At 44.9% G+C, this 26,196-nt stretch carries 25 protein-coding genes, 1 tRNA gene and 1 pseudogene; 12 read left to right on the top strand and 15 right to left on the bottom strand.

The window, feature by feature from the left end:
• The 6 genes and pseudogenes from FFM74_RS13625 to FFM74_RS02410 form a co-directional block, all read right to left on the bottom strand.
• Positions 1 to 215, bottom strand: a pseudogene (locus tag FFM74_RS13625) (hypothetical protein); the annotation flags it as partial.
• Between the two features lie 806 nt (positions 216 to 1,021).
• Positions 1,022 to 1,693 (bottom strand): histidine phosphatase family protein, encoded by a 672-nt coding sequence (locus tag FFM74_RS02390; RefSeq protein ID WP_137625037.1) that lies wholly within the window; start codon positions 1,691 to 1,693, stop codon positions 1,022 to 1,024.
• A 93-nt stretch (positions 1,694 to 1,786) separates the two neighbouring features.
• Positions 1,787 to 2,353, bottom strand: coding sequence for a GNAT family N-acetyltransferase (locus FFM74_RS02395; protein WP_137625038.1), 567 nt, complete (start codon positions 2,351 to 2,353; stop codon positions 1,787 to 1,789).
• Positions 2,354 to 2,405: 52 nt separating this feature from the next.
• Complete coding sequence (locus FFM74_RS02400; RefSeq protein WP_137625039.1) at positions 2,406 to 3,170, bottom strand: YibE/F family protein; 765 nt, start codon at positions 3,168 to 3,170, stop codon at positions 2,406 to 2,408.
• Positions 3,167 to 4,276 (bottom strand): YibE/F family protein, encoded by a 1,110-nt coding sequence (locus tag FFM74_RS02405; protein ID WP_137625040.1) that lies wholly within the window; start codon positions 4,274 to 4,276, stop codon positions 3,167 to 3,169. Before FFM74_RS02405 ends, FFM74_RS02400 begins: the two co-directional genes overlap by 4 nt.
• 89 nt (positions 4,277 to 4,365) lie before the next feature.
• On the bottom strand, positions 4,366 to 5,370 hold the full coding sequence (locus FFM74_RS02410) for a hypothetical protein (protein WP_137625041.1): 1,005 nt from the start codon (positions 5,368 to 5,370) through the stop codon (positions 4,366 to 4,368).
• A 414-nt stretch (positions 5,371 to 5,784) separates the two neighbouring features.
• Between FFM74_RS02410 and FFM74_RS02415 the strand changes: the two genes are divergently transcribed.
• From FFM74_RS02415 to FFM74_RS02430, 4 genes are read left to right on the top strand one after another with little or no spacing between them, the layout of a single operon-like run.
• Positions 5,785 to 6,672, top strand: a complete 888-nt coding sequence (locus FFM74_RS02415) for an ABC transporter ATP-binding protein (RefSeq protein ID WP_137625042.1) — start codon at positions 5,785 to 5,787, stop codon at positions 6,670 to 6,672.
• Complete coding sequence (locus tag FFM74_RS02420) at positions 6,662 to 7,423, top strand: ABC transporter permease (protein ID WP_137625043.1); 762 nt, start codon at positions 6,662 to 6,664, stop codon at positions 7,421 to 7,423. The genes FFM74_RS02415 and FFM74_RS02420 overlap by 11 nt, the downstream gene beginning before the upstream one ends.
• A 25-nt stretch (positions 7,424 to 7,448) precedes the next feature.
• A complete protein-coding gene (locus tag FFM74_RS02425; RefSeq protein WP_137625164.1) occupies positions 7,449 to 8,213 on the top strand; it encodes an ABC transporter permease in 765 nt (254 codons plus the stop codon).
• Between the two features lie 20 nt (positions 8,214 to 8,233).
• The gene (locus FFM74_RS02430) at positions 8,234 to 8,605 is read left to right on the top strand and encodes a helix-turn-helix domain-containing protein (protein WP_137625044.1); all 372 of its coding nucleotides are present in this window, start codon (positions 8,234 to 8,236) and stop codon (positions 8,603 to 8,605) included.
• 140 nt (positions 8,606 to 8,745) lie between these two features.
• On the opposite strand, the gene FFM74_RS02435 is transcribed toward FFM74_RS02430, so the two are convergent.
• Together FFM74_RS02435 and FFM74_RS02440 are read right to left on the bottom strand one after the other, a co-directional pair.
• Positions 8,746 to 8,817, bottom strand: a tRNA-Arg gene (locus FFM74_RS02435).
• Between the two features lie 23 nt (positions 8,818 to 8,840).
• Positions 8,841 to 9,605 (bottom strand): flavodoxin family protein, encoded by a 765-nt coding sequence (locus FFM74_RS02440; protein ID WP_137625045.1) that lies wholly within the window; start codon positions 9,603 to 9,605, stop codon positions 8,841 to 8,843.
• Between the two features lie 398 nt (positions 9,606 to 10,003).
• Between FFM74_RS02440 and FFM74_RS02445 the strand changes: the two genes are divergently transcribed.
• Positions 10,004 to 10,330 (top strand): ArsR/SmtB family transcription factor, encoded by a 327-nt coding sequence (locus FFM74_RS02445; RefSeq protein ID WP_137625046.1) that lies wholly within the window; start codon positions 10,004 to 10,006, stop codon positions 10,328 to 10,330.
• Between the two features lie 78 nt (positions 10,331 to 10,408).
• On the opposite strand, the gene FFM74_RS02450 is transcribed toward FFM74_RS02445, so the two are convergent.
• Complete coding sequence (locus FFM74_RS02450; RefSeq protein WP_137625047.1) at positions 10,409 to 11,308, bottom strand: RluA family pseudouridine synthase; 900 nt, start codon at positions 11,306 to 11,308, stop codon at positions 10,409 to 10,411.
• A 112-nt stretch (positions 11,309 to 11,420) separates the two neighbouring features.
• On the opposite strand from FFM74_RS02450, the gene FFM74_RS02455 reads away from it, so the two are divergent.
• Complete coding sequence (locus FFM74_RS02455; RefSeq protein ID WP_137625048.1) at positions 11,421 to 12,599, top strand: serine hydrolase domain-containing protein; 1,179 nt, start codon at positions 11,421 to 11,423, stop codon at positions 12,597 to 12,599.
• Here FFM74_RS02455 and recQ read toward each other — a convergent pair.
• Both recQ and FFM74_RS02465 read right to left on the bottom strand, forming a co-directional pair.
• The gene (gene recQ, locus FFM74_RS02460) at positions 12,586 to 14,373 is read right to left on the bottom strand and encodes a DNA helicase RecQ (protein ID WP_137625049.1); all 1,788 of its coding nucleotides are present in this window, start codon (positions 14,371 to 14,373) and stop codon (positions 12,586 to 12,588) included. The genes FFM74_RS02455 and recQ overlap by 14 nt on opposite strands.
• Positions 14,374 to 14,473: 100 nt before the next feature.
• Positions 14,474 to 15,475 carry an NAD-dependent epimerase/dehydratase family protein gene (locus FFM74_RS02465; RefSeq protein WP_137625050.1) on the bottom strand — a complete coding sequence of 334 codons (1,002 nt, stop codon included), beginning with the start codon at positions 15,473 to 15,475 and terminating at the stop codon, positions 14,474 to 14,476.
• Between the two features lie 94 nt (positions 15,476 to 15,569).
• Here FFM74_RS02465 and FFM74_RS02470 point away from each other — a divergent pair, with 94 nt between their 5' ends.
• Positions 15,570 to 16,202 (top strand): TetR/AcrR family transcriptional regulator, encoded by a 633-nt coding sequence (locus FFM74_RS02470; RefSeq protein WP_137625051.1) that lies wholly within the window; start codon positions 15,570 to 15,572, stop codon positions 16,200 to 16,202.
• A 345-nt stretch (positions 16,203 to 16,547) separates the two neighbouring features.
• Here the strand turns inward: FFM74_RS02470 and FFM74_RS02475 are convergent, their stop codons facing one another.
• Positions 16,548 to 17,126 (bottom strand): COG4705 family protein, encoded by a 579-nt coding sequence (locus tag FFM74_RS02475; RefSeq protein ID WP_137625052.1) that lies wholly within the window; start codon positions 17,124 to 17,126, stop codon positions 16,548 to 16,550.
• Positions 17,127 to 17,473: 347 nt separating this feature from the next.
• Positions 17,474 to 17,674 carry a helix-turn-helix domain-containing protein gene (locus tag FFM74_RS02480; RefSeq protein ID WP_171000632.1) on the bottom strand — a complete coding sequence of 67 codons (201 nt, stop codon included), beginning with the start codon at positions 17,672 to 17,674 and terminating at the stop codon, positions 17,474 to 17,476.
• A 175-nt stretch (positions 17,675 to 17,849) separates the two neighbouring features.
• On the opposite strand from FFM74_RS02480, the gene FFM74_RS02485 reads away from it, so the two are divergent.
• The 5 genes from FFM74_RS02485 (at position 17,850) to FFM74_RS02505 (ending at position 24,416) form a co-directional block, all read left to right on the top strand.
• A complete protein-coding gene (locus FFM74_RS02485) occupies positions 17,850 to 18,113 on the top strand; it encodes a hypothetical protein (RefSeq protein ID WP_137625054.1) in 264 nt (87 codons plus the stop codon).
• 46 nt (positions 18,114 to 18,159) lie between these two features.
• Positions 18,160 to 19,362, top strand: coding sequence for a hypothetical protein (locus tag FFM74_RS02490; RefSeq protein WP_137625055.1), 1,203 nt, complete (start codon positions 18,160 to 18,162; stop codon positions 19,360 to 19,362).
• Positions 19,363 to 19,431: 69 nt separating this feature from the next.
• A complete protein-coding gene (locus FFM74_RS02495; protein WP_137625056.1) occupies positions 19,432 to 20,838 on the top strand; it encodes a C69 family dipeptidase in 1,407 nt (468 codons plus the stop codon).
• 404 nt (positions 20,839 to 21,242) lie between these two features.
• A complete protein-coding gene (gene asnA, locus FFM74_RS02500) occupies positions 21,243 to 22,250 on the top strand; it encodes an aspartate--ammonia ligase (protein ID WP_137625057.1) in 1,008 nt (335 codons plus the stop codon).
• Positions 22,251 to 22,514: 264 nt separating this feature from the next.
• Entirely contained in the window at positions 22,515 to 24,416 is a 1,902-nt protein-coding gene (locus FFM74_RS02505) for a collagen-binding domain-containing protein (RefSeq protein WP_137625058.1), read from the top strand.
• A 63-nt stretch (positions 24,417 to 24,479) separates the two neighbouring features.
• Here FFM74_RS02505 and FFM74_RS02510 read toward each other — a convergent pair whose 3' ends face one another.
• The gene (locus FFM74_RS02510) at positions 24,480 to 24,599 is read right to left on the bottom strand and encodes a putative metal homeostasis protein (RefSeq protein WP_137625059.1); all 120 of its coding nucleotides are present in this window, start codon (positions 24,597 to 24,599) and stop codon (positions 24,480 to 24,482) included.
• A gap of 130 nt (positions 24,600 to 24,729) precedes the next feature.
• Positions 24,730 to 26,133, bottom strand: a complete 1,404-nt coding sequence (locus FFM74_RS02515; RefSeq protein WP_171000633.1) for a glycosyltransferase family 39 protein — start codon at positions 26,131 to 26,133, stop codon at positions 24,730 to 24,732.
• Positions 26,134 to 26,196 lie beyond the last annotated feature (63 nt).

Consider the following 26,196-nt stretch of genomic DNA (forward strand, 5'->3'; position numbering starts at 1 on the left):
TCACCACTTCGTGGGAGCTTCACATTGGCCATACGCCAGCCATAGTTAATGATCTTGGCATGCTTTTTAGGGTTAACAATCCCACATTGTGGGCACGCTTTTGGACGGTAGTCTAAAACGGCATCAACGAGGAGTTGATGTGGTTCTCTGGTAATTCGAAACTTTTTAATATTTTGGTCTTCTATTCCGAGTAAAGTTCTAGTATCATTATCCATGGATATAGTCGCTTTCTTTCTTCTTGAAATGTGGTGTGGATAGACAAAGCCTAGTGACTATGTCTATTTTTTTACGCAATTATTAGTTTACCATACATATTTATTTATACTGTACGGCATAAAAAGTGCATAAAAAATCCGTTGCCAGTAACCAAGATTGGTCTTGATTACCAACAACAGATATTATAGAGCCCCTTTGTCCAGTATCAAGGTCAGAACCACGCCTTCGCCCCACTAATTGACCGTTTCTGGCAAGCACGGGATGTCGCACAAATCATGACGGAACGCTTAGTCAGTTTGATGTGAGCTAAAAAAAATGGTCGACGAGCAATTATTGCTTGTCGGCCATTTTATTGTTCGAAGAAAAGCTATTCAGAATCGTTGTATGATGCCTAGTTCGCTGTTGATTAGCTGCGTTCATATAGGCAACAGGTACTTCCAAATCAATGGAAATTCCGCTCCAGCAGGCAGAATCGTTGTGCTATGTGGGACAATTCCAGCCAAAGGACGATCTGGAGCTTCGATTCTACCTGTCTCCACTAAGCTAAATAAACTGAAGGTTGAGACTGATGGAATCGGTCGTGATGGTGGCGTTACATCGGCTGTTTTTTTGCCGACGTTACGCCACGGACGGTCCGGGACACTTGCGCTTTTGGCAAGGGTTCCGGGCGAGGTCCAAGACGTTCCTCAGGCTTGGACCGGTCCCACGGCCGCATGTTATCAGTCCCAACCGGAAGTAAAGTCTGTCTGAACTGATAGTTGACACACTACGGCTTACTTTCAACCTTCAGTAACTTTTTCACTCGCTACTCGGTCAAATAACTCGTTTGATTCCAAGTCACCAGCTGAAAATTAACGTTATCATGAGTTTCGACAATCGTTAAACTATCGTTATCCACAATCCCATGACCGACCGTGTTCAAAACCTTCCCGTCCACGACAAATGGTGCCCGTAGCCCAGAAACTGGTACGCCCATCAAGGTTTTCAGTGTCATTGTCGTCACTAGACCGTGTGACACAATCAACACCGGTTGTGGATTAGCCACACCAGCCTTAGCCACTGCATCATGGACCGCAGCAGTTGTGCGTGCAACAAATTCGGCATAGGTCTCCCCACCGTTGGCCAGTTCCGGTTGATAGGCCGCGGGATGATGAATCACGTTTTCCAGTTGGTCTTTGGGCGTTACGTCCTGCTCCAATTGACCGTCCCAACTCCCAAAGTCTAGCTCACTGAAACGCTGGTCAATCGTGATGGCTGGTTGCCACTGATTTTCCGCCGTGATCAACTTGGCCGTATCCAAGGCGCGGCCTTGTGGACTACTATACACATGCGAAAATTGCGTCCGCTGCAAATATTTTCCAGCGGCTTTGGCACCGGTAATTCCACTCTCAACTAGTGGTGAATCCGCCGAACCACCTTGGAATCGTTGTTCCACGTTATACTGTGTTCGACCATGCCGCACAAAATAAAGTTGCATCGCTATCTTCCTCCTAATGACACTCATGGCTTCATTTTACCTATCTTGAGACAATAAAAAAAGCCTCAGAGCTTGTCTGGGCTTCCCATCTCATTAAATCTTTTTGACCATATGCGCATAGGGATACACGCCAATCATCAATTGACCATCTACAGTAAACCCTTGGCGACGGTATAATTTGGCTGCTCGGGGATTACCATCATCCACATTTAAACTGAGCTTAGTCTCACCCAAGTCTGCAACTAGTTTTGGCAATGCCGTCAGTAACTGACTACCGATACCTTGACCTTGTGTCTGCGGATCAACCGCCAGCATACTCAAATACCATTCGCCAGGACGAGCTTCACCACCGAGTTCTAATGGCCCAGTAAAACCGGGCTGTGCCGCGGAAACTTTCGCTAAGATCTCATTAACAGCCACTTCATTTTCAGCTGGATGGCCAAATGCCACCCCTAATACGTGGTCGTCGTTCACCGCGACAAACGTTTGTGCCAAACCCGCCAAGTTTTCAGGCATGGCATACAGCTTGGTTAACATCGCCAGCAAGCCGGCATCACTCACGTTTTTCAACACGGGCATTTCCATATCGCGATAAATCATCGCAATCAGTGCTGCGATCTGGGCGCTGTCTTGCGGTTGTGCTTTTCTAATTTCCATCATAGCCTCCCACAACTAAGTTTCACTTCACCCTACCAGATTAACCGGCAGGACGTCAATCTTTCAGCTTAGCCGCGCGTCGGTGTTCCAGCGTCATCACCCAAGTTGTAATCGGTACGGCCAAAATCACACCGATCAAAGAAAACATCACCATTAAAACTTCACCCACAAAAATTTTATTGTTGATCACACTCCCGAATGAGTAATGGAGCCCCGAGAACCAGATGAATAACGCCAAAAATCCCCCGAAGAAGCCAAAGAACAGCGTGTTAAACGTCGTCCCAATGATTTGCTTTCCAATGCTAATCCCATCAATATACAGACGTTTAGTCGCGACATGTGGATGTTGTTCAATGATCTCGCTCAATCCAGCGGCAATCGCAATGCTAGCCTCAGCAATGGCACCCAATGTGCTTAGAATCGCTTCCGTCACTGCAACACCCACAAACGAGACGCCAATCGTTAACGACATGCCTTCTAGATCTTCACTATCTTCCAAACTGAAACCTTGTGCCATAATCCAGTGTTCGACTGGAAAAATCAGCAAAATCAATGCCACCATAATAATTAAAGACGCAATATACGCGGTTTTCGCCGCTAACTCGTTATCTTCACCAAAGAAAATTGTAAATGCCAGAATCACCGTGCCAATCACTAAGGAGACCCCCATCGCTGGAAAGCCCCACGAAATCAGGACGATCGACAAAAACAGTAAGGCAAAATTAAAAATTAGACTTAAAAAGGCTGTTGCCCCAGTTTTGCCGCCGATAATCGTCATTAATGCAAATAACACTAGTCCTAAAACAGTTATCGTACTCATGCGGTCGTCACCTCCCGTGGCATCAGACGACTCGCCAGCCAGCTTGCAACCGGAATTGCTAAAACAATCCCAATGCCGGAAATCAAACTTTGAACCATGCCGAGTGACATATTCATCGTAAAGGTATAGCCCCAATTATTGCCATTTCGTAAATAAAGCAAGGTCATTGAAAAAGTATCCGCCATAAAAATTAAAAATAGCACATTAATTAACGGTCCCATAATTGAATGGCCGATTTGCAAGCCAGATTTGAAAACTTGGTTCGGGGAAATGTCTGGTCGTTCTTCTTGTAATTGGAATAAGGAGGCGACAATGTCCGTTGATTCATCCATCACGGCACCTAGTGATCCCAGAATCGTTTCCACTAAGAACAACGGCTTGGGGACTTGGGTCACGTACTGCATCGCCTCATAGGTCACACCACGCTCGTGTGTCACACTAAAGACGATTAGACTAATAATAACCGCTAACCCGGTTCCGGCGATGGTGGCGCCAAGTGTGACCAGCATTTTACGCGAAAAGCCGAGTACCAACCATAATGTTAGGACGGCAAAGAGGACCGCCAAAATGCCAAATAAAGTATAGAGATGACCACCATTCGTCGCTAAATCAATCTGAATGGCACCGTAAAATAACACGGCGTTCAAGGTCACGCTGAGTAAGGCCATCAGCCCACTAAACCGCATAATCAGTAGCAGTAAGGCCAACGTCAGCCAGGCAACAAATGCTAGCGTCGTATCCCGCTTCAAGCCTTGGATCGTAATCGCCGCATCTTTCTCGCTTGGAATACGTAAAAAAACTTGGTTGCCAATCCGGTAATCTTGGTCCATGGCTTGCGATTTCGTATACGTATTCTTCAGTCGATAACTGTGTCCCTGATGTCGGTTATTGAGCACTTTCACCGTGACCCACTGTGTATAAGTCGCATCCTTGTTATTAAATTCATCCGTCGTGGCGGTATGATTAATCTTTTTAATGGCGGTCACCTTAGCCACCGTCTGCTGATAAAGGCCGGCATTGACCCGCGTTAAGCCGACACCAATTAGACCGACAGTAATGACTAGAAGCGTCAGCCACAAACCCCAATGTTGTTGTATCCGTTGCATCACTTTTTTCACCCTTCTCACTTAAGCTACTTCCAGCTTAGCACTACCAACGACCCACTGATGCCTTCCTGACCAATCTTTACCAGAACCTAAGCAGTTTCAATCATGACCTTTAGGGCTTGCAACCAAGCCACTTCTGTGACATCGCGACTGCGTTTCGCCAACTTCAACCCCCGTTCAACTTGCGTCAATGCTAATGCTGGTTGGTTAGCGACTCGCCAATTATAGACCGCCTGTAATTTAAAATTAGCTAGTGGTTCATAACGCTGTAACACCTGCTTAACCCCAGTATCTTGATACCAACCGACAATTTGTGGCTCCGTTCGATTCGCCAATAAATTCCAATAAATTGTGGCATCGAGGTACTTGGCTAAATCAGCCGGTGGCAACGTATTAAAGCTCGGTTCCAAACGGGCTAAGCCTGCCAATAAGTCAGGGGTACTCAGACCATGTTGCAACCCCCAGGCGAGCGTCAGGTAAGCTTGGCGAACGACAAAGTAATTCTGATTGCCACCACCACGAGGCATGACAATCATCGCCGCATCCAAATCAGCTACACTACCGGTTTGGGCCTTCAACGCCGTTGCCACTGCCGTGACGTAGGCCGCCGTCATCGCTGCGTCCGACTCCCGCGCAGTCTGAAAATCTTTGGCCGCAGTTGGCCGTCCATGTATGTTCATCGGTAACAACTGACCAATTTTTAACGTGTTGGTCCAAATCCAAATGATAAATGCCAGTAGCCACAGATTGAAACTTAGCTTAAATTGACCCAATGTGACCAGACTCATGACCACGGTAATCAAACTAAACAGGCCACCACCAAAGCAATAGACCGCATGATTGAATTTGTGGGCATCCGCCGGTGGCATCGCCACTAAATGCGGATAAGTGCTCATCGGATGGCTGAAGCGCCAATGACCATCACGCTTAGTCAATTGATATCGAAATCCAGCCCACTGGACCACCCGGGCGCCGATCAAGCGAAAACTGACCCACTGGCCAAGTTCATAAATTAAGGTTGCGCCTAATTCGCTCACAATCAGTGCTAACCCTAACCAACCAACTGTGGCAATAAATTGTCCCACTGCCTGCATACAACTGCCTCCTTGTCACACTAATGATTAATTAAATTATACGTTACTTTTGGACGAGCCGAAACCGTAGATACTCACAGCGTCACCATTTTAAGGTCACAATCGTGGCGATATTGTCACAAGACTTGCAACTTAATTTTCCCAAGACATGCTAGTGAGCTTTAGAATCTCCCAATCGTTACGGCCGAAACCAGCCAACCAAGACTATGACGATAAAAAAGCAGCAGCCAGACTAGCAATTGTTGTGCAACCCAGACAAATACTGATATCACAACTATTCTAGCCTATTGCAATCCGACTAGTTGCGCGAATGCTCCTCTCAATTTGCGGAATGGTCGCCGAAGCTTGCTTGTATGCAACTAGCAAAGTGACCGATAGTAGCCTTAATTAAGATCTACTTAGGAGGAAGAATCCATGCTCAATGTCCAAAACGTCAATACTTATATTGGCCGGAAACGACTGATCAAAGGCGCGACTTTTACAATCCATCAAGGCGACATCGTTGGTTTGATTGGTCCTAACGGTGCTGGAAAAACAACGCTGATGAAAACAATCCTGGGACTCACCAAATTTGACGGCCAAATTCAATTCAACCAACAACCGGTGACGGAAAACCAACACGATGCGTTAGCCAACGTTGGGGCCTTGATTGAACACCCTGCAATTTATCCCTTTTTAACAGGCCAACAGAACTTGGCCCTCTACGCACACGATGCGGCTGATCGACAACAACTTATTTCTGAATTAGGCATGACCGACTACATTCAGGCTAAATCCAAGGGCTATTCCTTAGGGATGAAACAAAAATTGGGTATTGCCATTGCGCTGCTAAATCATCCACAACTGGTCATCCTTGATGAACCGATGAATGGTCTTGACGTCACAGCCACAATTGGTGTTCGCCGACTTATTCAGCAATACGCGGCACAGGGGACTGCCTTCTTAATTTCAAGCCACATTCTGAGTGAACTTCAAAAAGTGATGACCAAAATTGTGCTCATTAATCACGGTGAAATCATTGTCGACCAACCTATCGTCGCGTTTGAACAGCTTCATCATCAAGCCGACAAGTTGCTCACAGAAGATTTCTCGTTGACTGCAAAAATTTTAAAAGAACATCACATCCATTACGTCCTAGACGGTAATGCCTTTCAAATTAACCACAAAAACAGTTTTGAAATCCAAGATATGCTTAGTTCGCAACAGATTCACATACGAGAACTAACGCCAGTGGCTCGTAATTTAGAACAACTCGTCGTCAATATTTTGGATCAACAACGGAGTGATCACCATGAAGCATAGTTTAAGCGCAGAACTATTCAAGTTTACCCATCAAAAGACCGCTAGTGTCGGAATCCTGACACTACTACTTTTGATGATATATAGTGTTTTAACCACTAACACTACCGCCACACAAGTTGTGTTTGAATTCGGTGCTGTCCAGTGGATTCCGATTATTATAATTGCAGTTGCGTCGGCGTTCTTTGACATGGAGTATCGCAACCGAACAATTCTAATTCTCCTTTATAAAAACACCAACCACTGGCAAATCTATCTGGCAAAACTGTTGATTGTTTGGTTATACAGCGTCATCTTAACCCTCATTGCCACCTTTTTCACGATCGTCCTCAAGTCCTGGCTGGTGGGCAGCAATCAGTTATCGTGGTCAGCATTGATCATTGATCGCCAGACACAACTCAGTTTGCTCATTGGTAATGTACTGGGCACTCTAATCTATGCCCTATTCATTGTGACCCTTTCGTTCATGCTGATTATGCTACTGAAACTTAACGCCGCAGTAATCGGTGTGGGCTTGGCACTGGGATTTCTTGGTGCTGGCTTCTCAATCGCGTTCATGAAATCTTTCATAACTTTAATACCCCTATTTCGCTGGAACCCATTGAACATGATTTTCATTACACAACAACTCGCAAACCCATCATTTGCAGCAATTTCACATCTTAGCAACGGTGAAATCATTGTCGGTAATTTAATTTACAGCGTAATTTTTACGATCTTGGGATATGACTTATTCAAGAAACGGTGCTGCTAAATTAATTAAGAAAGGAACAGTTAAAATGGCCTTTAGTCTCTATCAAGAATTTTATAAGCTCAGTCATCGAAAGTTAGCCTGGTTGGCTCCGCTCGTGCTACTTGTACTCATGATTTCAACCGGTCTGGCAATGGGATATAATGAAAGCAGACTTCTCATGGCAACTTGCTATGATGCACCAGACTGGATGATGTTAATTCTAGTTGTGGTGGGAGCAACGACTTTTTCGATGGAGTTTCAAAATAACGCAATTCTCACTTTACTCTATAAGTCGCCAAATAAGGCCTTGGCTTATTTAGCCAAATATCTCGTGATTCTGGCCTACAATGTCTGGCTGCATCTTATCGCCATACTTTTCACAGTCGGACTTCACGCACTTCCCATGAATCAATCCATGGCATGGTCAGTGCGCTACCGCTATCAACAACCGCTGTGGGAAAACATGTTAAAAACCATGACGCTGGATATTCTCACCACAACCTTTATTATCAGTCTGATCTTTCTGCTCTCCTGTCTGATTAATAGTAATGCGGTTGTGATCAGCGTTAGCTTATTGATGGTTTTCATGGGCCAGTTTATCTCTGCTAACCTGCTGAACGCTGGAAAGTTCACGCAAGTCTTGCGCTGGAATCCGTTTAACATGACGAATCTCACTCGCCAATATTACAACCATGCGACTTACTTCGACACGAGTCATCTACTTAATCAGCAATTAATACTGGGAACACTCGGTTACACACTACTCTTTGTAGTGGCTGGCTACCTTATTTTTAGAAAAAAACGCTTCTAACCGATCAGGAGGAATCACATATGAACAAATTTCCCGAACAATTAAAAAAGCTTCGCAAGGAACAGCACACGACCCAAGATGATTTAGCCAGCAAGCTATTCGTGACGCGTCAGGCCGTTTCCAAATGGGAATCTGGTGACTCCACTCCCGACTTGAACAACTTGATTAAACTAACGGATATTTTTAACGTTAGCCTAGATACTTTGGTCTTTGGCGCTGAAAAAGAAGCTAAGGTTGATACTTCAGAGTTTGTCTTTGATCCTAAACGTAACCGCTATGTTCGCCGCTTTGGCAAAATGAATTTTTGGGACTTCTTATCCGGTTATTGGTGGGCTGTTTTGGTGGTAATCTTTATGCTTGGCTTCTTTTCTATGTTCTGGGCGGGTCGGTAGTCATTGAAACTAAAACAGTGCACGCTAATGACTAATTATTGAAATTAGTCATTAGCGTGCACTGTTTATTTTTCACATTGAGCAATTCGTTGGCAAACAGACCGGGCCAACACAACACGCCTATTCACATATCGAAAAAATGCGCCCCCCGAGAATCGAACTCGGATCGCAAGGACCGAAATCTCGCGTGCTATCCTTTACACTAAGGGCGCCCACAGCTCTATGTTAGCACAAATTAGCGGCGGCGGTGTTTGACAACCGTGAAAAAGTGCAAAATTGATGCCAGTAAAACATAAAATATCAACACGAACACGCCATAGTAGACCCAGAAATTATGTAGTGGTATCACGAGTCCAATTGCCGCTTCAATTCCCATCGTTACTAACGCCATCACGGCAATCATGCCGAATAATTCAATATAACGTTTCACAGTATTATCATCTCGCTCCTTTTTTAACGCCGCTTTACGACCAACTCGTTCGCCTTCTGCCTGTTTCGCGGCAGACAATGTTTTCATGCCCCAAGTATGGGTGACGACAATCTCACGCAGCTTAATTAGGCCGCCCATGGTGAGAAACTTATCCATCGTCTTAAACGCGGCATCCGTCACACCAGTCAAATAATTTTCGATACCACCGGCATAACAGTCGGTAATTGTCACATAATGTTTGTTTTTAAAGCGATCTGGCACTGCCTCACCAACCGCATTGTAACGCGCAATTCGACTGCGAAAACAATCCAAAAAGTTTTTCATCACCCCTGATAGACTACCCAAATAGACTGGCGCCGCTAGCACCCACACATCCGCAGCTAACAGCTTGGCTTCTAATTTGTCAAGTACCGGGTTAGACTGGTTATCGTGATCCGGCTTAATCTCGTAGTCCGCCAAATTTATCCAATCCGTCGTGGCAGTTTGACTGGCGCCCGCTAAGACCGCCTGTAACATTTTGCTAGTCACCCCGTCAGGCTGATGGGCCCCTAAAATTCCTAATACTTTCATCTCGCTCGCTCCTTACAAACAACTATTTTACCCTATTTTTAAATATACGGATATAAAACAAACATTAATGATTTAAGTGCCTAATAATGAATCCTTACAATAAAAACAATTGACAACTAATTGAGGACTTGTTTTAATGAAGTATAAGTAACGTTGTATCGTTAGCCCACAGTCCGCTCGACAACTTGCGGACTTTAACGATTTGAATCAGTTAGTATCTACCGATAATACTAACGCATTCTCATAAATTGTGCTCGATTAACTTTGCGACACAAACGTCACGAATGGCGTAGTTGTTCGCTTAACCCGTTCCAAAGCCGGTTTCAGTGTCTTTTAAGCCACCGTGGGGGAATCAGGTCTAAGTGAATCAAATAGAATCTGAAAGGACTAGTTCAGTTATGGCTAATTATGAAAAATCTGAAACAGCATTAGCAGCAAGTGCCCAACTTATTGGGATCTTTGCAGAAAAGGTCCGCCGTCAAATCATCATTGCTCTGGGGAACAGTGCCGACGGTTTAAATGTGACTGACATTACTGCCCTCGTCAATATTTCACGGCCAGCGGTTTCGCATCATCTTCGCTTGATGCGTGAGGCTGGTGTGATTGATATGCGCAGTAACGGGGTTGAACATATTTATTACCTGACTTTGACTGACCCGCTTGCCCAGTTAACGGCAACCTTTGCCACCCTGGCAGCGGATTCCGAGCCAGTTGCTGGTAATTAACTTGATTGTAACTAAAATAGTCACGGCCGAAAGTCATGAGTTTAATGACCTTTAGCACGTGACTATTTTTTTGCTTAATTATGCGTTAGTCATAGCCGTTAACGTCTGCACCAACGCTTGTAAATCGGCTGGTAACGGCGCTTCAAATTCACGCCGCTCACCGCTGAATGGATCTTTAAATGTCAACGTTGACGCATGTAGCGCTTGGCGCTTGATCAACTGCTGATCACCACCATAAAGTTGATCCCCCAATAACGGATGGCCCAAATGAGTGAGATGTACCCGAATTTGATGGGTCCGGCCAGTGACCAAGCCCAACTTGACCTCGGTGACTTGATCACCAAAGGTTTGCTCAACCCAATACTTAGTGATTGCCTTTTGACCAGTGTCCATCACTTCACGCCGGGGGCTTTCCGTCGGTCGACCAATTGGGGCTTTAATCGTGCCTTTGGCGGGCGTCACTTCGCCACTGACCCAAGCCAGATAAGTCTTCCGCAAGGTATGTGCGGTTGGTTCAACCGTTAACATGCCTTGAGCGACACGATGCTTCGCAATTAAGACCAAGCCACTCGTGTCGCGATCTAAACGGGTAATCAAATGGGACTTTAAGTTTTCGGCCCCTTCACGGACCAGATGGCCCTTGACCCGATTGACTAACGTATCGGTTTGATTACTGGGGCCAGGGACACTCGTTAAGCCGGCTGGTTTATTCACAACCAACCAATTCGCATCTTCATATAAAACGTCGATCGGTTGATCACTGCTAGCAACAGTCTCATCTGCCGCTTCCGCGGGTAAAATAATGCCCGCAGTATCGCCAGTTGCAACTGTAATTTCGCCCGTTCGCGCGTCACCATTGACGACGAACTCACCACTACCGTGTTTGATTTCTTTGATTAAGCGCATACTAATCCCGTGCGTCGTTAAAAAACGTTTCATTGAAACTGGTTCCGCTGTATTTTGCCAAGTAATTTGCATCCAATCACACCTCCGAAGGGTTAAAAATAGTTTAAAATCTAATTTTCAAGTTTGTACAAGCGTGGTATAGTTAGGTTAATTTGAGTGAATCATAACTTTGGGGGAATTGACTATGCACTATCACCATCAAAACCGGGTCCGTCGGCTAGCCTTGGCAGCCACAATCACCGTAGGACTAGGCGTTATTGGGGTCACGATTAATGATCTTTTGCAACCAACTGTCGTGCCAGAAAAAGCAGCACCCACGACCGTCGTCGCCAAAGCAAAACCAGCCACGACTAAAACGGCAGTCAAACAGCCATTGCCAACGGTAGTTACTAATCAAGCCATTGACCGCTATATGACTAAGCTTAACTTTTCAGGAAGCATCTTAGTCGTCCAAAACAATCAAGTCATGATCCGTAAAGGCTACGGCTTGCGTGATCGCCAGAAAAATCTGCCAAATGAGGTCACAACACCGTATTACATTGGGTCGGCCCAAAAAGCCATCATCGCCACCGCCATCTTGCAACTGCAAGACGCGGGCAAACTAAAAGTTGACGCCCCAATCAGTACCTATCTGCCAAACTTTCCTAATGGTCACACGATTAAACTCCGCAATTTATTGACGCATACGTCTGGCATCATTGGTCATGCAGAAACCAACGACGCCATTACGCCAACTGAGCTAGTTAAAGATATTGAAAAACAAGGGATTCGGGCACAGCCTGGCCAATGGCGCTATTTAGATAGCAATTATACGGTCTTAGCTTATCTCGTCGAAAAAATCAGTGGTCAGCAGCTTTTGCCCTACTTGGAAAAACACATTTTTCAGCCAGCTGGCATGGATTCCTCTGGTTCTTACAAAACCTTCAATCAAGTCGCCAATCATTCAATCGGCTATAAAATCAAAAATGGGCAATACACCACGCCTGAATTACCAGATTTATCCCAATTATTTGGTTGTGGTAATCTCTACATGACAGTCGATGATATGTACCGTTTTGATCGCGCCTTGATGACCGACAAACTAATTTCCAAAGCCGCTCGCAAAGACATGCTCACGGCCGGCAGTTCTTCGACTTATGGCATGGGTTTCTATGTGAATCCTGCCAGTTACAGTAATCACGGCATTTTGTCCGGCTGGAACATTATCAATAACTTTAGCCGTAGCGGTAATACCACGATCGTCATCATGTCCAACGTCCAAAACGGCGTGAAATCTTATGGTAAAGTTGCCAGTGATATTTATGGCCTTTTGGCGCAATCACCCACGCAACAGCCTAAACCAGCAACGGTCAGTCGGCAGTAGCCGGCTGATGCACATAGGCGCGAATCGTTGCCATAAAGGTCTCACCATATTTTTCTAGTTTGCTGGCCCCAACCCCTTTGACGTTGAGAAAGGCGTCATCATTTTCAGGCAATAAGTCACACATGGAATGTAACGTTTTATCAGAAAAAATCACGAATGGTGGCACGTGCTGCGTCTCAGCCAAGCCATGACGCAATGTCCGTAATTGTTCAAATAACGCATCATTCACCGGCACAGACTTTTCAACGGTCTGTGCCGTTTTGCGCATCACTTGAGATTCACCCTTCAAGACAGCGACCCCCGCCTGCGTAACCGTCAGCGTGGGGTATTGACCGCCCATCGTTTGCAAATAACCGGTTGCCGTCAAAAAGTCAATCAATTCAGTCACACTTTTTTGCCGTTGACCGGCCATGATCCCGTATGTCGGCAGCTCACTCAAATTCAGCTCACGCACGCGTTGGTTGTTAGCTCCACATAGCACTTGGGCTACCACGCCTTTCCCAAAACGCGAATGTAGCCGAACGACACAGGACAGCACTTTTTGCGTTGCGGTCGTAATATCTTGGGCCGTGCGGTCATCACGACAGTTACTGCAACGACCACAGGGTTCGGAATCTTCACCAAAATAATTCAAAATAAACTGCTGCAAACAACCTTGCGTATTCGCATACTGCGTCATTAACTGCAGCTTATGATAAGATCGGTGCTTATGTTCATCGTCCATTTCCGATTCATCAATGAAGAAATGTTGAATTTGAATATCCTTGGCACGATAAATCAGGATAGCCTGACTTGGTAACCCGTCTCGCCCCGCACGACCGGCCTCTTGATAGTAAGCTTCCAGTGTTCCCGGCACTTGCGCATGAATAACGAATCGAACATTACTTTTATCAATGCCCATCCCAAACGCATTGGTCGCCACCATGACCTGCACCCGATCGTACAGAAAATCTTCTTGATTCTGCCGCCGGACGTCATCATCCAACCCAGCATGATACATCGTGGCTTGCACGTGATGCCGTTTGAGTAATGCGACTAACCGAGTAACTTCCTTGCGGGTGCTGGCATAAATAATGCCGGCTTCATTCGCGTTGGCCGATAAATAATCCAAAATATAACGATCCGTGTCCTGATCTTTGACAACCGACAGGTCCAAATTGTCACGGGCAAAGCCGGTATTAACTTCCTTATCAGGTGAAATCTTTAAGCGTTGACAAATATCTTGGGCAACTTGTTCAGTGGCCGTCGCAGTCAACGCCAAGACTTGCGGCTGCGTCGGCAATTGTTCAATGGCTGTGCTCAACGCCAAATAACTCGGTCGAAAATCATGCCCCCATTGTGAAATACAGTGGGCTTCATCAATCGCCAGCAGTCTGATTGGTAAATTTCCAAGCGATTGAATAAATTGTGGCGAATCTAACCGTTCCGGCGCAATGTATAACAACGTATAATCGCCGGCACGAAGTTCTTGTAAACGCAAATTAATTTCACGGTAGGCCATCGAACTGTTGATAAACGTCGCGGCAATGCCATTATCGTTTAAGGCATCGACTTGATCCTTCATTAAAGAAATTAAAGGTGATACGACTACAGTTAACCCTTCAAATAATAAGGCTGGAATTTGATAACAGAGTGACTTACCCCCACCAGTCGGCATGACCGCCAGCGTATTTTGACCCGCTAAGACTTGTTCAATGACCGCTTTTTGTCCAGGTCGAAATTCATCGTAACCAAACGTTGTTTTTAATACTTGTTGCGCCGCCGCTAAGTCCATCGCCCAATACTCCTTTGATTAATTCAGTATTTCTATTCTACCGAGAAACCCCTCGAGTTACAACTGAGCGTGTCGCTAAAATGCAGCGATTAATGTGCGTTTATTTGACTAATCCCATCGAAATCAGCCGTTGCCCCGCGGCGACCACTGTTTCGACGGGCTGATGTTGTTGCCAGCCGAGTTGCGTCATCGCTGCCGCAGCAGTGTGATGGTAGCGCCGATTCAACATTGGCACTAAGGTCCGCATGCTTGGCATCACTCTGGCTAATTGGCGAGTCGCCCAATTTGGCAACGGCCGGGCCGCAATCCTTAATTGTGGAAAGGCCTGTTGGTAAGCTTGCGCAATTGCTAGCATCGTCATCGTCTGATTCGCGGCCAAATAACGTTGCCCAATCGCTTGCTCATTTTCAAATGCTAACCGATGTAAACGCGCCAAATCACGGACATCGCTAACTTCCAATGACACTTTGGGGATTGCCGGCAATCCGTTTAATAATTGGAGTAAGATGCCATTTGAACTGAGATTAGTCGTTAACACTGGACCGAAAATAGCGCCGGGTAAAATCGTCGTCAATTGCAGTTGTTCCTGTTTAGCAATGTCCCAAGCCGCCTGTTCTGCGAGGACTTTCGAAACTCGATACGGATCTAATTCTGGATTTTTAGGATCTGTCCAGAAACTTTCATCAAATGTCCCAAGTGCAGTGCTGGCCGGTGTTGAAGCTGCCTGCGAACTAGTCATGACAATCCGTTTAACCCCGGCAGCAGCCGCAGCTGTGAACACATTTTGAACGCCCGCCTTCGCGACACGCACTAATTCTTCGGTCGATTCTGTCCCATGCCCTAATGGCGATGCCACATGTATGACACCATCCGCAGCCGTTAATCCCTGTTGCCAGCCAGTCAGCTTGATTAAATCGGCCTCAAAAAAACTTAGATGTGCTAAATCTTCAGCTGGTACAAGCCGTTGCAACCCTTGTTTGATGGCAGCCGCCTTGTTCAAAGACCGTAAACTTGCCGCAACTTCATAATGATGAGTCAAAAATTCCGCAATCACCCAACTTGCGACAAATCCCGAACCACCTGTGACCACAACTTTTTTCATTTCAATAACCTCATTTCAGTTTTAAATTAGACAAATAATACATCACATTGTCTAATTTGTAAAATTATTGTATACTATTTTTTGAGGTGATCAAATGATCAAACGGCAAGATCTAGTCATTAAACTTAACCACTTAATTTTAATTAAAGGCTTTCAAACACAATCCATGAGCACTTTAGCGCAACAAGTTGGCGTCAGTCGGGCTACCTTATACTTAAATTTCAAAAATAAAGATGACTTGGTTGAAGCAGTCGTCACGCGACACTTAACTTTCATCAAAGACAACCAATTGCCAGCCTTCGAGCCAACCAACTTCTTATCCACTTGGTTAAAGGCCCTATTATTGCTTGGCTCGACGACTACGACTTTTATGACCGAACTAACTACCAACTATCCAACGTTGGCATCTACCTTAACCACGGCAACTGAAGACTACTTGCAGCAGTTATTAGCGTACTTGCAACAAGCGCAGGCCGCCAACTTTCTCGTCACAAATCTCACGCCAGAATTTATGCTATTCCAAGCGCAAGCCTTAATTGCGCAAATTTTAAGCGAAGTTCGTCAGCACAACTTGCCATTACTGACCGCTGAGACCTATCTCAAGGCCACGTTTACCATGCAACTCAATGGCTTAGTCCAGCCTGAACAACAAGCTACCCTCGATTCAAGTCAAATTGCTGCGTTCGAACAAACTATTTTGGCAGAATTTCGAGCAACTTACGCTTGAATTAAATGAAAATCCATATAGATTCCGGGGAAAGATTTTTAAACAGCCCGGGGAATCGGTTGATTCGAAAAAAGCCATTAAAAAGTGAGCCCATCAAAAAGCGCCAGTACAATTGTATTGGCGTTATTTTGAGTGGTTCACTATCAAACTTTCGTTGATGGGGCATGGAATTTACTGTGTCGGTGGCGTTAGTGCATGGGCGTGGCGCTTACAGCGCGGGCGTCTTTCAAGACTTGTTTTTTTAGGCTGGCTCCCACAGCTAATGGCATGACCCGTCACCGAAAGCGGTCAAATTTGAGTGATATTTTAGAAAGATAAGCGATTCAAGTTCTTATTCGACATTAACTAGGCCGCTTTTTCGGCAACGAGTTGTTGATGAAATTTGACACCAAGGTAAATCATCACTGGAATAAACAGCGCGATCCAAACCACACTCATGACTTCGTTGCCTAAGTTAGGCGTGCCATAGCCACAATAGTCAGCAATGCTGGCACCAACTGGACGCGTCAAGATGTACGCAAACCAGAAAGTTGCGACTTCAAATTTTTTCGAAAAACCATTTGCACCCATTGAGACGACCATCGTGGCAATCATGGCAATGAGATAAATTGCGACCGAGATTGGATAACCAATCCCTAAAGCATCGTGGGTTTCATCTGCAAGTGCGGTCCCAGCAATCGCCAGTGTCGCGACGGTTGGCCAGTAAAATTGGGGCCGATAACGGTCACTGCGTAATTGCATCGTCAGTAAAATTAAGAAAGCAACCACCGAAACGAGTAAGGTCGCGGGTTTTGAAATAATTGAAGACAACGCATCCGATACTGATTCACCCATCCCAGTTGTAATCAACTTTGCTAGCCAGAACACACCAGTCACGGCAGGCACCTTTGAATAATCAAATTTGTTCGTTGTTGTAATCGTCATGATGACTCACCTCGTTTGTAAGATGAGTCTAGCTTACAAAAATCGGCTCACAACAACTAGCAAGGTTCTCTTAGCCTTAACTGAAGAAACTTAATTTTTAACTTTCAATCAACGGGGCAAGCCGCCAAAACTACCTGAAAATGCTTCAGAAAGCCAACTTCATCTTCTACTAGTAATACCGTTGCCTGCATCCTTAGTCACCATCCTCAATCTAAACTATTGTCGGTAGTATAGCACTTTAACGCCGGCGTCGGGGACATCTGGTGACACGCTGAGAACTACTTACTAGCGCAAAAAAAGCGCAACTTGGTTTTATCTCCCAAGTTACGCTCCCTTTATGTAAAGGCCTATTTTGATTGCTTGGGCCGACCGCGATGATCAACTAAGCCCTCGTCACCCGTTAGCCGATATTTACGGACCCAAGTATAGACTTGCGGATATGACACATTAAATTTATCAGCCGCTTCCTGATAATTATTTTGATGTGCCAAGGTGTATTTTACAATCTCAATTCGTTCTTCATATGTTGCTCGCCGTCCTCGTTCCATGGTCGGGCCCCCTTTCATTCGCCAAGGTTTATCATACCAAGTCTTGGCGTTTTTTTGTAGTTTTTTTATCATAAAAAAGGGAATTGCACGCTCATCTGAAAAAAATAACTTGATTAACACCTTTTTACTAGCTTTTTAGAACATGTGTTCGTATAATGATTGTGAGGTGAATGACATGGAAATGAAAACTATTGCAGGCCACTATGATAATCAAGTCAAAATTTTAAAATTAGATCCCTTTATGCTTTATGTGCGGGTACAGCCCAACGATAACCAAGCAAAACCGATTAACTGTATCATCGTTAAACACGCGTTGACACTCTATTACCAACTCCGGCCCAATGCCAAATTAGCCCTGTACGGTCATTACAACCAGCGCCATCAATTTGTCATTACCAAATTCATGGTTGGTCAGTCAGTACAAACTTTGGCCAGTTAAAACTGGGTGATCACTAGCGAAAGAATAATTTAGGAGGAACTTTATCATGGTAGAACCATTAGTCATGTTAGTCCGTAATCAAAAAAACGTGGCAACTTATTTATACATACTGGGCTATCCGGCCTTACAATTAAATGACGATTGCTCGTTGACCCCGGCGCAAAAACAAGCAGTCGCAGGCAAAGTCACCCAGATCACCCTCAATTCGACCAAGAAGCTTTATGCCATCCACTTTGACATCGGTGAAACCTTACAGATCAGTCATAAAAACATTCTCAAAGTTGCCACTAATCCGAATGCCTTGGCTGCGCCAGAATTATTAGCCCAATTTGGTTATCAACTAGACCTGCCGACAACCACGACGCATTTTCAAGCTAATTTTCAACAAGTATTTCCAGCAATTAAACAGCTCAAGACGATTCCTCAACACTATATCGTCATTGATTGCGAGTTTGGTCCCTTTTTCAAACGTCAATTTCACGCAGGGTGCTATCATTGGACACCGACCACGATTAACGGCGCCGAAAGTACCATTTTTCAATTGGCCGCGCTCAGTTATCAGGATAATCAGCAGACGAGTGTGTATTACGACCGGTTGCTAGATTTTCCAGCCTTTCTACCAGAGAAAAAGCTCGCCGCACTTGCTGCCAGTGGGCAACCTCTGAGCGAATTCGAACAAGCTGCAGCGCCTGAGCAAGTCCTCAAAGACTTTATTGACCATGTCCTCGCAGCGGCCTTACCACTTGTATTCTGGGATCAGTCACAAGACTTAAAGGCCTTACATTGGCTCGGCGCACAATATTTTCAAAAACTGTCCGCCACCCAGCAAGCCATTCTCAGTCAACCATTACAAGTTTTCGACGGGGAGAAATACACTAATACGGTTATCAATCGGAGCAATCAAAAGCCACTAGCTACCAACCACAATTTGCCATTAAATGGGGTTGCCGGTTTACTGAACATTTTCAACCCTCACCAACATAATGCCTTGTGGGATGCCCAAACAACACATTACGTGGTCAATCAAATGGCCCGTATCCAAGCCGCCACCCCACAAATTCTCACCCAACCGTTACCAACCCAGCCGGCCGTTCAGAAAGCTGAAACGTCCTTGCAACCAACGAAATATCAACTCGTTCATCAATTACGGGCAACCGGCAAAACTTATCGCGAGATCGCGGTAAGTGCTGGCATTAGTATCAGCGGCGTTAACTACATTCTCAAGAAAGCGAAACCGGTACAAGTCTGATCACCCCTGCTAATCCCGCCTTGGAAAGCGTATAATGAAACTAATAACTTCAAAGGAGTGTCGCTTAAAATGACAAAAAGAATTCAAGGTTCTTGTACTACAATTCTCGTTGGTAAAAAGGCCTCAATTGATGGCTCAACGATTATTTCTCGGAATGATGATGGGCATGAAGCCCTAGATCCAGAACGCTTGGTTGTGGTTAATCCTGCTGACCAACCACAACACTATCAATCCGTAATTAGTAAAGTTAAGGTGGAATTACCTGATAACCCGTTACGTTATACGTCAATTCCAAACTCAATTTTAACTAACGGAACTTGGCCTGCAGCCGGGATCAATAGTGAAAATATCGCCATGTCGGCAACGGAAACCATTACGACTAATTCCCGCATTCAGGGCGTTGATCCTTTAGTTGACACCGGGATTGGTGAAGAAGACTTGGTCACCTTAGTCTTGCCATACATTCACTCAGCTAAAGAAGGCGTGACGCGTTTAGGCGCCCTCTTAAAAGACTATGGGACGTATGAACCAAACGGGATTGCTTTCTCAGACAACAATGAAATTTGGTGGTTAGAAACCATTGGTGGTCATCATTGGGCCGCTAAACGCATTCCGGATGATGCTTACGTCGTTGCCCCTAACCGGATGAACATCGACGACTTCGACTTTGCCGCTGATGATACGATGGCGTCTGACGATCTGGAAGCCTTGATTGCTGACAATAATTTGAATCCTGATTTCGATCAAGTTAACTTACGTCACATTTTTGGCAGCGCCACAATCAAAGATACCGTTTATAACAATCCCCGCGCTTGGTTCGGTCAAAAATACTTTACACCAGACGTTGATCAAGATCCGATGGGCCAAGATTTACCATTCATCTGTCATGCTAATCGTAAAATCTCGATTGAAGATGTGAAGTTTGTCTTGAGCTCTCACTATGAAAACACCAAGTATGACGTTTATGGGAGTGGCTCCGAAGCCGATAAAACCTTGTTCCGGCCAATCGGGATCAACCGAAATCACGATGTGCACATTTTGCAAATTCGTAATAACGTCCCAGCCGAAATTGCCGGGATTCACTGGTTAGCATTCGGTGCCAACACGTTCAATACTGTCGTGCCATTTTACGCCAATGTTTCTGACACGCCTGCCAGCTACAAAGACGCCAATGGGACTTTCAACTTAAATAACATGTATTGGTTGAGCTGCACGACGGCGTTACTCGGCGATACCGACTATGACTTCTATGTCGACATGCGGAACAGTTTCGAACTCGGTGCCATGAGTGCCTATCGTCAAATCGAAAACCAAACTGATGCTGATTTAAGCAATCAAACTGACGTCAACACCTACTTGGAAGCCGCCAACCAAAAATTAGCAGACGAATCCATGCAACGCCAAACTAAGCTGCTCGGTGACATGGTGATTGCTGGCTCTGAACAAATGAAACTTCGTTATAATTTAAATGATTAATTAGAGTCTTGTTCATCAAGGTCTACTTAAATTTTAATTTTAGGGTTTACTTTTTAAGAATGAGTGCTAATATAAATGTCACAAGATAAAAAACGTAGGAAAGAGGAGTACGTTCAATCAACCTGCCAGTGAATCGGGATTTAGTGGAAACCTGATCAGACCTTGATTGTTCCGAAAAACACTTTCTTAGTTGCTAACTGAAATAACTTTGTTAAAGTAGGATTAGTCGTCGACCGGTACGTTATCATCGGTGGTGTATGTTTGTACACTATTTAAAAGCTGGTTTATTTTAGATAAACAACTTGGGTGGTACCGCGAAAAAAGTCTTTCGTCCCTTGATTATGTCAAGAGACGGAAGACTTTTTTCGTTTTATCTTAGTCAAAACCCAAAGGAGCACACTATTATGCATTTAATTATTCCCAAGTCATATGATCCAAAGTTAACCGTTAAAGAAACGCAACAAGCCATTCGTTATATTCGTGAAACCTTCCAAACTGAATTCGGCAAGGAACTTAACTTATCACGACTATCTGCGCCAATGTTTGTCACCCAATCATCCGGTTTAAACGATAACTTAAACGGTGTCGAAACCCCCGTTTCCTTTACCATGCAAGACTTACCTGATGAACAGATTCAAATCGTGCATTCTTTAGCAAAATGGAAGCGTGTTGCGCTAAAACGTTATGGTTTTGAGATGCATACCGGCCTGTACACGAACATGAACGCCATTCGTAAAGACGAAGATTTAGACAACCTGCATTCCGCTTATGTCGATCAGTGGGATTGGGAAAAAGTGATCAGCAAAGACGAACGTAGCATTGATACCCTCAAAGCAACCGTTAAAACCATTTTTAAAGTGATCAAGCATATGGAACATGAAGTTTGGTACAAGTTCCCGAAAGCCGTTCATCATTTACCAGATGAAATTCACTTTATTACGACGCAAGAATTGGAAGATCTTTATCCAGATAAGACCCCTAAAGAACGCGAAGATGCGATTACTAAAAAGTATGGTGCCGTCTTCTTAATGCAAATCGGTGGCGCCCTTCATAGTGGCAAGCGTCATGATGGTCGCGCCCCTGACTACGATGACTGGCAATTAAACGGTGATATTTTGTTCTGGTATGAACCACTACAACTCGCCCTTGAAATTTCCAGCATGGGAATTCGGGTGGATGCCGACTCATTAGCTAAGCAATTGAAATTAGCCGATGCCGAAGATCGCCTCCAATACCCTTATCATCAGGCCATTTTGCATGATGAGCTCCCCTTCACGATCGGTGGTGGGATTGGACAATCACGACTCTGCATGCTGTTACTCGGCAAGGCACATGTTGGCGAAGTCCAAGCCGCACTTTGGCCACAAGCCATGATTGATCAATGTGAAGCACACCAGATTCACTTACTTTAAACCTTAAGGAGGCACTCTCAAAATTAATTTTTGAGGGTGCCTTTTTAGATCAATCAGGTATCTGCGATAAATGAAATTTCTAATCGTTAGTATAACATTTGACATATTTATCAACAATATATATTATAAAATCAATAACTAATGTGAGCGAGTTCACATTGGTTTATCTTTAAACTAAATCGAAAGGCGGTGCACCATTATGGAATTTTCAAGTCCAGACAGCTAACCATCACCCCCCGTTTTTAATAAGTGAGGAGTAATTATATGAAAATCAGAAAAGGCATTTGGCATTGGCCTAAAGTCAAAAAAGGATTAGCGACAACCCTGATGACAATTACCGCTTTCGGCTATTTGAGTCTGTCGACGCAAGGCACTATCATTGCCCAAACTTCGACAGGAACCGATGAGCAAGCTAGTACTGTCATCGCCCCAGCCAATGATTCAATGACAACTGAATCGCTGGCAGCCCCTGAGAATGAGACAACTACTGACACGACTACTGATACCGAAACACCTTCTGATGCTGAATCAGTCACACCAACAGCCGAAGCGGAACCATCTCCAACTGATAACCAGGAGATTCCATCCGGCGGTTCGGTCTATGACGACCATCCCGATTTAAATAACATTCTGGGGATTGCCTCACAATTTCACATTTTTGCGCGTGAGGCCTCGTTGCACACGCATACAGCCGGCAATTTGGCGGTTGCGCTGTTACACGATAATGCCAACTTCGGCACGACCAATGTACTAGAATTACTCGATCGTGATATCACCTATATTCAAAAAATTGACAAATTGTCGAGCAGTTCCTTCGTGTCCGCGGGAAATATCCGTGATAACAAAGTGATTTTCGGTGAAGGAATTTCGATTGATATTAGCAATCGGGAGCGGCCACTGGTTAATGGCGTGCATTTGGGTAACCTAGACGCTGATGAAGTTTATCAAGATCGCGATGGGCAGGTTTATATTGATTTTGATAGCGAATTCGCTAAGTTAGCCCAAACTAATTTGGCGCTCAGTCAACAAACGCCACAGAAGCATTATACTGCCGCTGACTTTCCTGAAATGAACACTCGTGAAATCGACATTCGGCAGTTTACACCTGACGAAAACGGTCAGATTGTCATTAGTCTCGCCGCAGAAGTCTTAAGTATTGTTCAACCCTTGCGCATTCGTGGTCTATCAACCGAAGCCACTGGTAATACCATTGTGATTAATGTCGATACCGAAGGCCAAGCTAATTACAATAGCAACAGTCCCATTATCGTTTTCTACGGAGACGACAAGGAGCCCCGTAGTAACAAAGATGCCGACGATTACGGCGATAATCACTTGCTTTGGAACTTTCACAATCAGCAACAACCACTAACTGGTACCCTTCAATTTAATGGTTGCTTCCAAGGAAGTGTGCTGGCACCAAGTGCTAATTTGATTGCTACCCAAAATATGGATGGCAATTTGATTGCTAATCGAGTTCAGATCAATGCCGAATCTCATCGTTGGGACCTGCAAGATTCTAGTGCACCAGAAGAAGAGGATGAGGAGAAGGAAAAACCAGGTACCGACGAAGAGGAGGAAGACGAGGAAAAGCCCGGAACTGATGAGGAAGAAGATTTAGAAGAGCCTGACAAGCCAGATCCTGATGAAGAAGAAGATCCGGAAGAACCCGAAAAGCCAGATCCCGGTGAGGAAGAAGATCTGGAGGAACCTGACAAGCCAGATCCTGGTGAAGAAGAGGATCTGGATGAACCTGAAAAACCAGATCCCGGTGAAGAAGACCCTGAACCCGAAACGCCGGCAGTGCCCGATCCTAGTCCAGAAGTTGAAGAATTGACCACGACCGACACCGAGTCACCGTCACAACTCGGATCTGACTTAGACGCGGCATTAGCCTTACCAGCCTCGCAACGACCGGCAGCGGTCAAACTCGTTTTGCGCCGAATTGATACGGCAATTACAGCCGCCCATCAAGCTAACAACAATGTTCGTGCCACCCGTCTTGAGACGCTTCGAACCCGCGGCTTAGCAGCCCTAAGCACAAGCCGCTTACCACAAACTGGTGAAATTCAGTCACCCGTTATCGCGACAGTTGGCGCTAGTTTGATGATTATCATGATTGTCATCGGTTGGACCATTACTAAGAAACGACGGCGAAATCGTTAATCTCGCACCACATCAAAATAGTCGGCTAGCAACGGAACGCGCTGCTAGCCGACTATTTGAGTGTTAGTTTATTTTCCGCAAGTTACGTCGATAATCGTGTAAAATTTTCAGAGCGCGCTTGCGCGACTTTAAATTAGAACTACGTAATCGCCGGCGAGCACTTGCAAGATCTTGTTTTTCCATCTTAAACGCCTCACTTTTTAAATAGTAACCATTACTATTTAAAAGTAACATATCATCGTCATCCCAGCAACTAATCCGTCGCAATCACGAGTGATTACATGTCGAAAGGTTCCCATTCTGAGCCAACTTATTACTTATCCGACCAGTTAACCGACCATAATGCCGGCGCACCACTTGCCAAAATCACCATCAACGGCATCGCAAAATACCGATAGCGCGTCTGAATTTCAATTCCGAGATGAATTAAAATATACCCAATTAGCAAGATCATAATCAAATTAGCCGCGCCACGAGGCCGTTTTAACAGTGTCAAACTGACTAATGCGGTTAGAATCACATACATCGCCCGTTGGCTGATACAGAGCGCATCAACAATCATGGCGGGAATTCGCGTCTGTTTCGTTCCCCATGAAGTCATGGTATCAATGTCAGCCCACATAATGGCAAACTTTTTCGCCATTAATCCCGGTAATTTTTCAGGTTGTGCCAGCCGTTGTTTTAACAGTTTCTGGGATAATTTAGTCCGCTCGGCAGCCGTCTTCCCCGCTGCCACGACGGCATAATCAGCTTCATTCCATTTGCCATCCGTCTTTGAATTCAACCCAACCGCTAGCTTCCAGGCCGTGTTGGTCGTCACAATCGACTGTGGCGTTAATTTGGCCGCTTGTACCACCATATTACTTCCCACGGTGGCGACGCCGAAGGTTAATAATAGACTGATTAATCCCAGTAAATAACGATACTTATGTCGATGGGTTGGTAACGCAATCAAGACGGCATAGAGTGTCACCGCTAACAAAATAATTGTTGCCAGTGGCCGAATGAAGTTACCGAGAAACATTAACAAGCCAATCGCGAGACCAGTTCGCCACGTTAATGGCCGGGCGATTAGTAGCCAAATCGCCGCCATAAAAAACATCACGGCTAAAATATCATTAGTTAAGACCGAAGTTGCCACGACATTAGGAACATACACCGTCATCATGAGTAGCGCTAAAATTTGGGCGCGTTCGCCGTATAATTGCCGACTGATTTTGCCTACAAAATAAATCGTAATGACACTAAACAAACTATTTAATAATTGTAATAACAACAACGAGTTGCCAAATAGCTTGATGACACTGCCTTGATAGAGCACAAATCCGAGCATATAGGGATAATTAGCGAGATAACGGTTGCTCGTCGCAAAATTGGCCACGCCCTGCGCAAACGCGATACTAGCTTGATGTAATGATAAATAGTCTTGCACCGGGGGCGTTCTAACCACTAAAACCCAGCCAACTCGAAGCACTAAGGCCAATCCCAATACCCAAGGCTCCCAGTGACCGGTCAGATGTGGCCATAACAATCTTAATAGCCAAATACCAGCAATCGTTATCAAAATAAAACCAAAACTCAAGCCGACCACTCGTAAGGGCGTTAATGGCCATGGCCAATAATGCTGATCATAATAAACTAAATTACAAAAATTAATTAACAAAAATAGGCTGGCAGCAAAATACCAGACAATCCTTTTCGAAAGCCGTGTTAACACTGAATCACTCCAAATTAATTTGTCATAATAAGCATTATACACTTGCATTCAAAACCGAATCGC

The organism is Lactiplantibacillus pingfangensis (assembly GCF_005404945.1).
Lineage (GTDB): Bacteria > Bacillota > Bacilli > Lactobacillales > Lactobacillaceae > Lactiplantibacillus > Lactiplantibacillus pingfangensis.

Coding starts and splice junctions, on each gene's coding strand:
- FFM74_RS02510 (WP_137625059.1), bottom strand. CDS start 24,599: ATGGAAAAACAAGATCTTGCAAGTGCTCGCCGGCGATTACGTAGTTCT.
- FFM74_RS02440 (WP_137625045.1), bottom strand. CDS start 9,605: ATGAAAGTATTAGGAATTTTAGGGGCCCATCAGCCTGACGGGGTGACT.
- FFM74_RS02495 (WP_137625056.1), top strand. CDS start 19,432: ATGACAAAAAGAATTCAAGGTTCTTGTACTACAATTCTCGTTGGTAAA.
- FFM74_RS02420 (WP_137625043.1), top strand. CDS start 6,662: ATGAAGCATAGTTTAAGCGCAGAACTATTCAAGTTTACCCATCAAAAG.
- FFM74_RS02400 (WP_137625039.1), bottom strand. CDS start 3,170: ATGAGTACGATAACTGTTTTAGGACTAGTGTTATTTGCATTAATGACG.
- FFM74_RS02470 (WP_137625051.1), top strand. CDS start 15,570: ATGATCAAACGGCAAGATCTAGTCATTAAACTTAACCACTTAATTTTA.
- FFM74_RS02505 (WP_137625058.1), top strand. CDS start 22,515: ATGAAAATCAGAAAAGGCATTTGGCATTGGCCTAAAGTCAAAAAAGGA.
- FFM74_RS02430 (WP_137625044.1), top strand. CDS start 8,234: ATGAACAAATTTCCCGAACAATTAAAAAAGCTTCGCAAGGAACAGCAC.
- FFM74_RS02465 (WP_137625050.1), bottom strand. CDS start 15,475: ATGAAAAAAGTTGTGGTCACAGGTGGTTCGGGATTTGTCGCAAGTTGG.
- FFM74_RS02390 (WP_137625037.1), bottom strand. CDS start 1,693: ATGCAACTTTATTTTGTGCGGCATGGTCGAACACAGTATAACGTGGAA.
- FFM74_RS02455 (WP_137625048.1), top strand. CDS start 11,421: ATGCACTATCACCATCAAAACCGGGTCCGTCGGCTAGCCTTGGCAGCC.
- recQ (WP_137625049.1), bottom strand. CDS start 14,373: ATGGACTTAGCGGCGGCGCAACAAGTATTAAAAACAACGTTTGGTTAC.
- FFM74_RS02485 (WP_137625054.1), top strand. CDS start 17,850: ATGGAAATGAAAACTATTGCAGGCCACTATGATAATCAAGTCAAAATT.
- FFM74_RS02475 (WP_137625052.1), bottom strand. CDS start 17,126: ATGACGATTACAACAACGAACAAATTTGATTATTCAAAGGTGCCTGCC.
- FFM74_RS02405 (WP_137625040.1), bottom strand. CDS start 4,276: ATGCAACGGATACAACAACATTGGGGTTTGTGGCTGACGCTTCTAGTC.
- FFM74_RS02415 (WP_137625042.1), top strand. CDS start 5,785: ATGCTCAATGTCCAAAACGTCAATACTTATATTGGCCGGAAACGACTG.
- asnA (WP_137625057.1), top strand. CDS start 21,243: ATGCATTTAATTATTCCCAAGTCATATGATCCAAAGTTAACCGTTAAA.
- FFM74_RS02445 (WP_137625046.1), top strand. CDS start 10,004: ATGGCTAATTATGAAAAATCTGAAACAGCATTAGCAGCAAGTGCCCAA.
- FFM74_RS02410 (WP_137625041.1), bottom strand. CDS start 5,370: ATGCAGGCAGTGGGACAATTTATTGCCACAGTTGGTTGGTTAGGGTTA.
- FFM74_RS02490 (WP_137625055.1), top strand. CDS start 18,160: ATGGTAGAACCATTAGTCATGTTAGTCCGTAATCAAAAAAACGTGGCA.
- FFM74_RS02425 (WP_137625164.1), top strand. CDS start 7,449: ATGGCCTTTAGTCTCTATCAAGAATTTTATAAGCTCAGTCATCGAAAG.
- FFM74_RS02450 (WP_137625047.1), bottom strand. CDS start 11,308: ATGCAAATTACTTGGCAAAATACAGCGGAACCAGTTTCAATGAAACGT.
- FFM74_RS02480 (WP_171000632.1), bottom strand. CDS start 17,674: ATGGAACGAGGACGGCGAGCAACATATGAAGAACGAATTGAGATTGTA.
- FFM74_RS02395 (WP_137625038.1), bottom strand. CDS start 2,353: ATGATGGAAATTAGAAAAGCACAACCGCAAGACAGCGCCCAGATCGCA.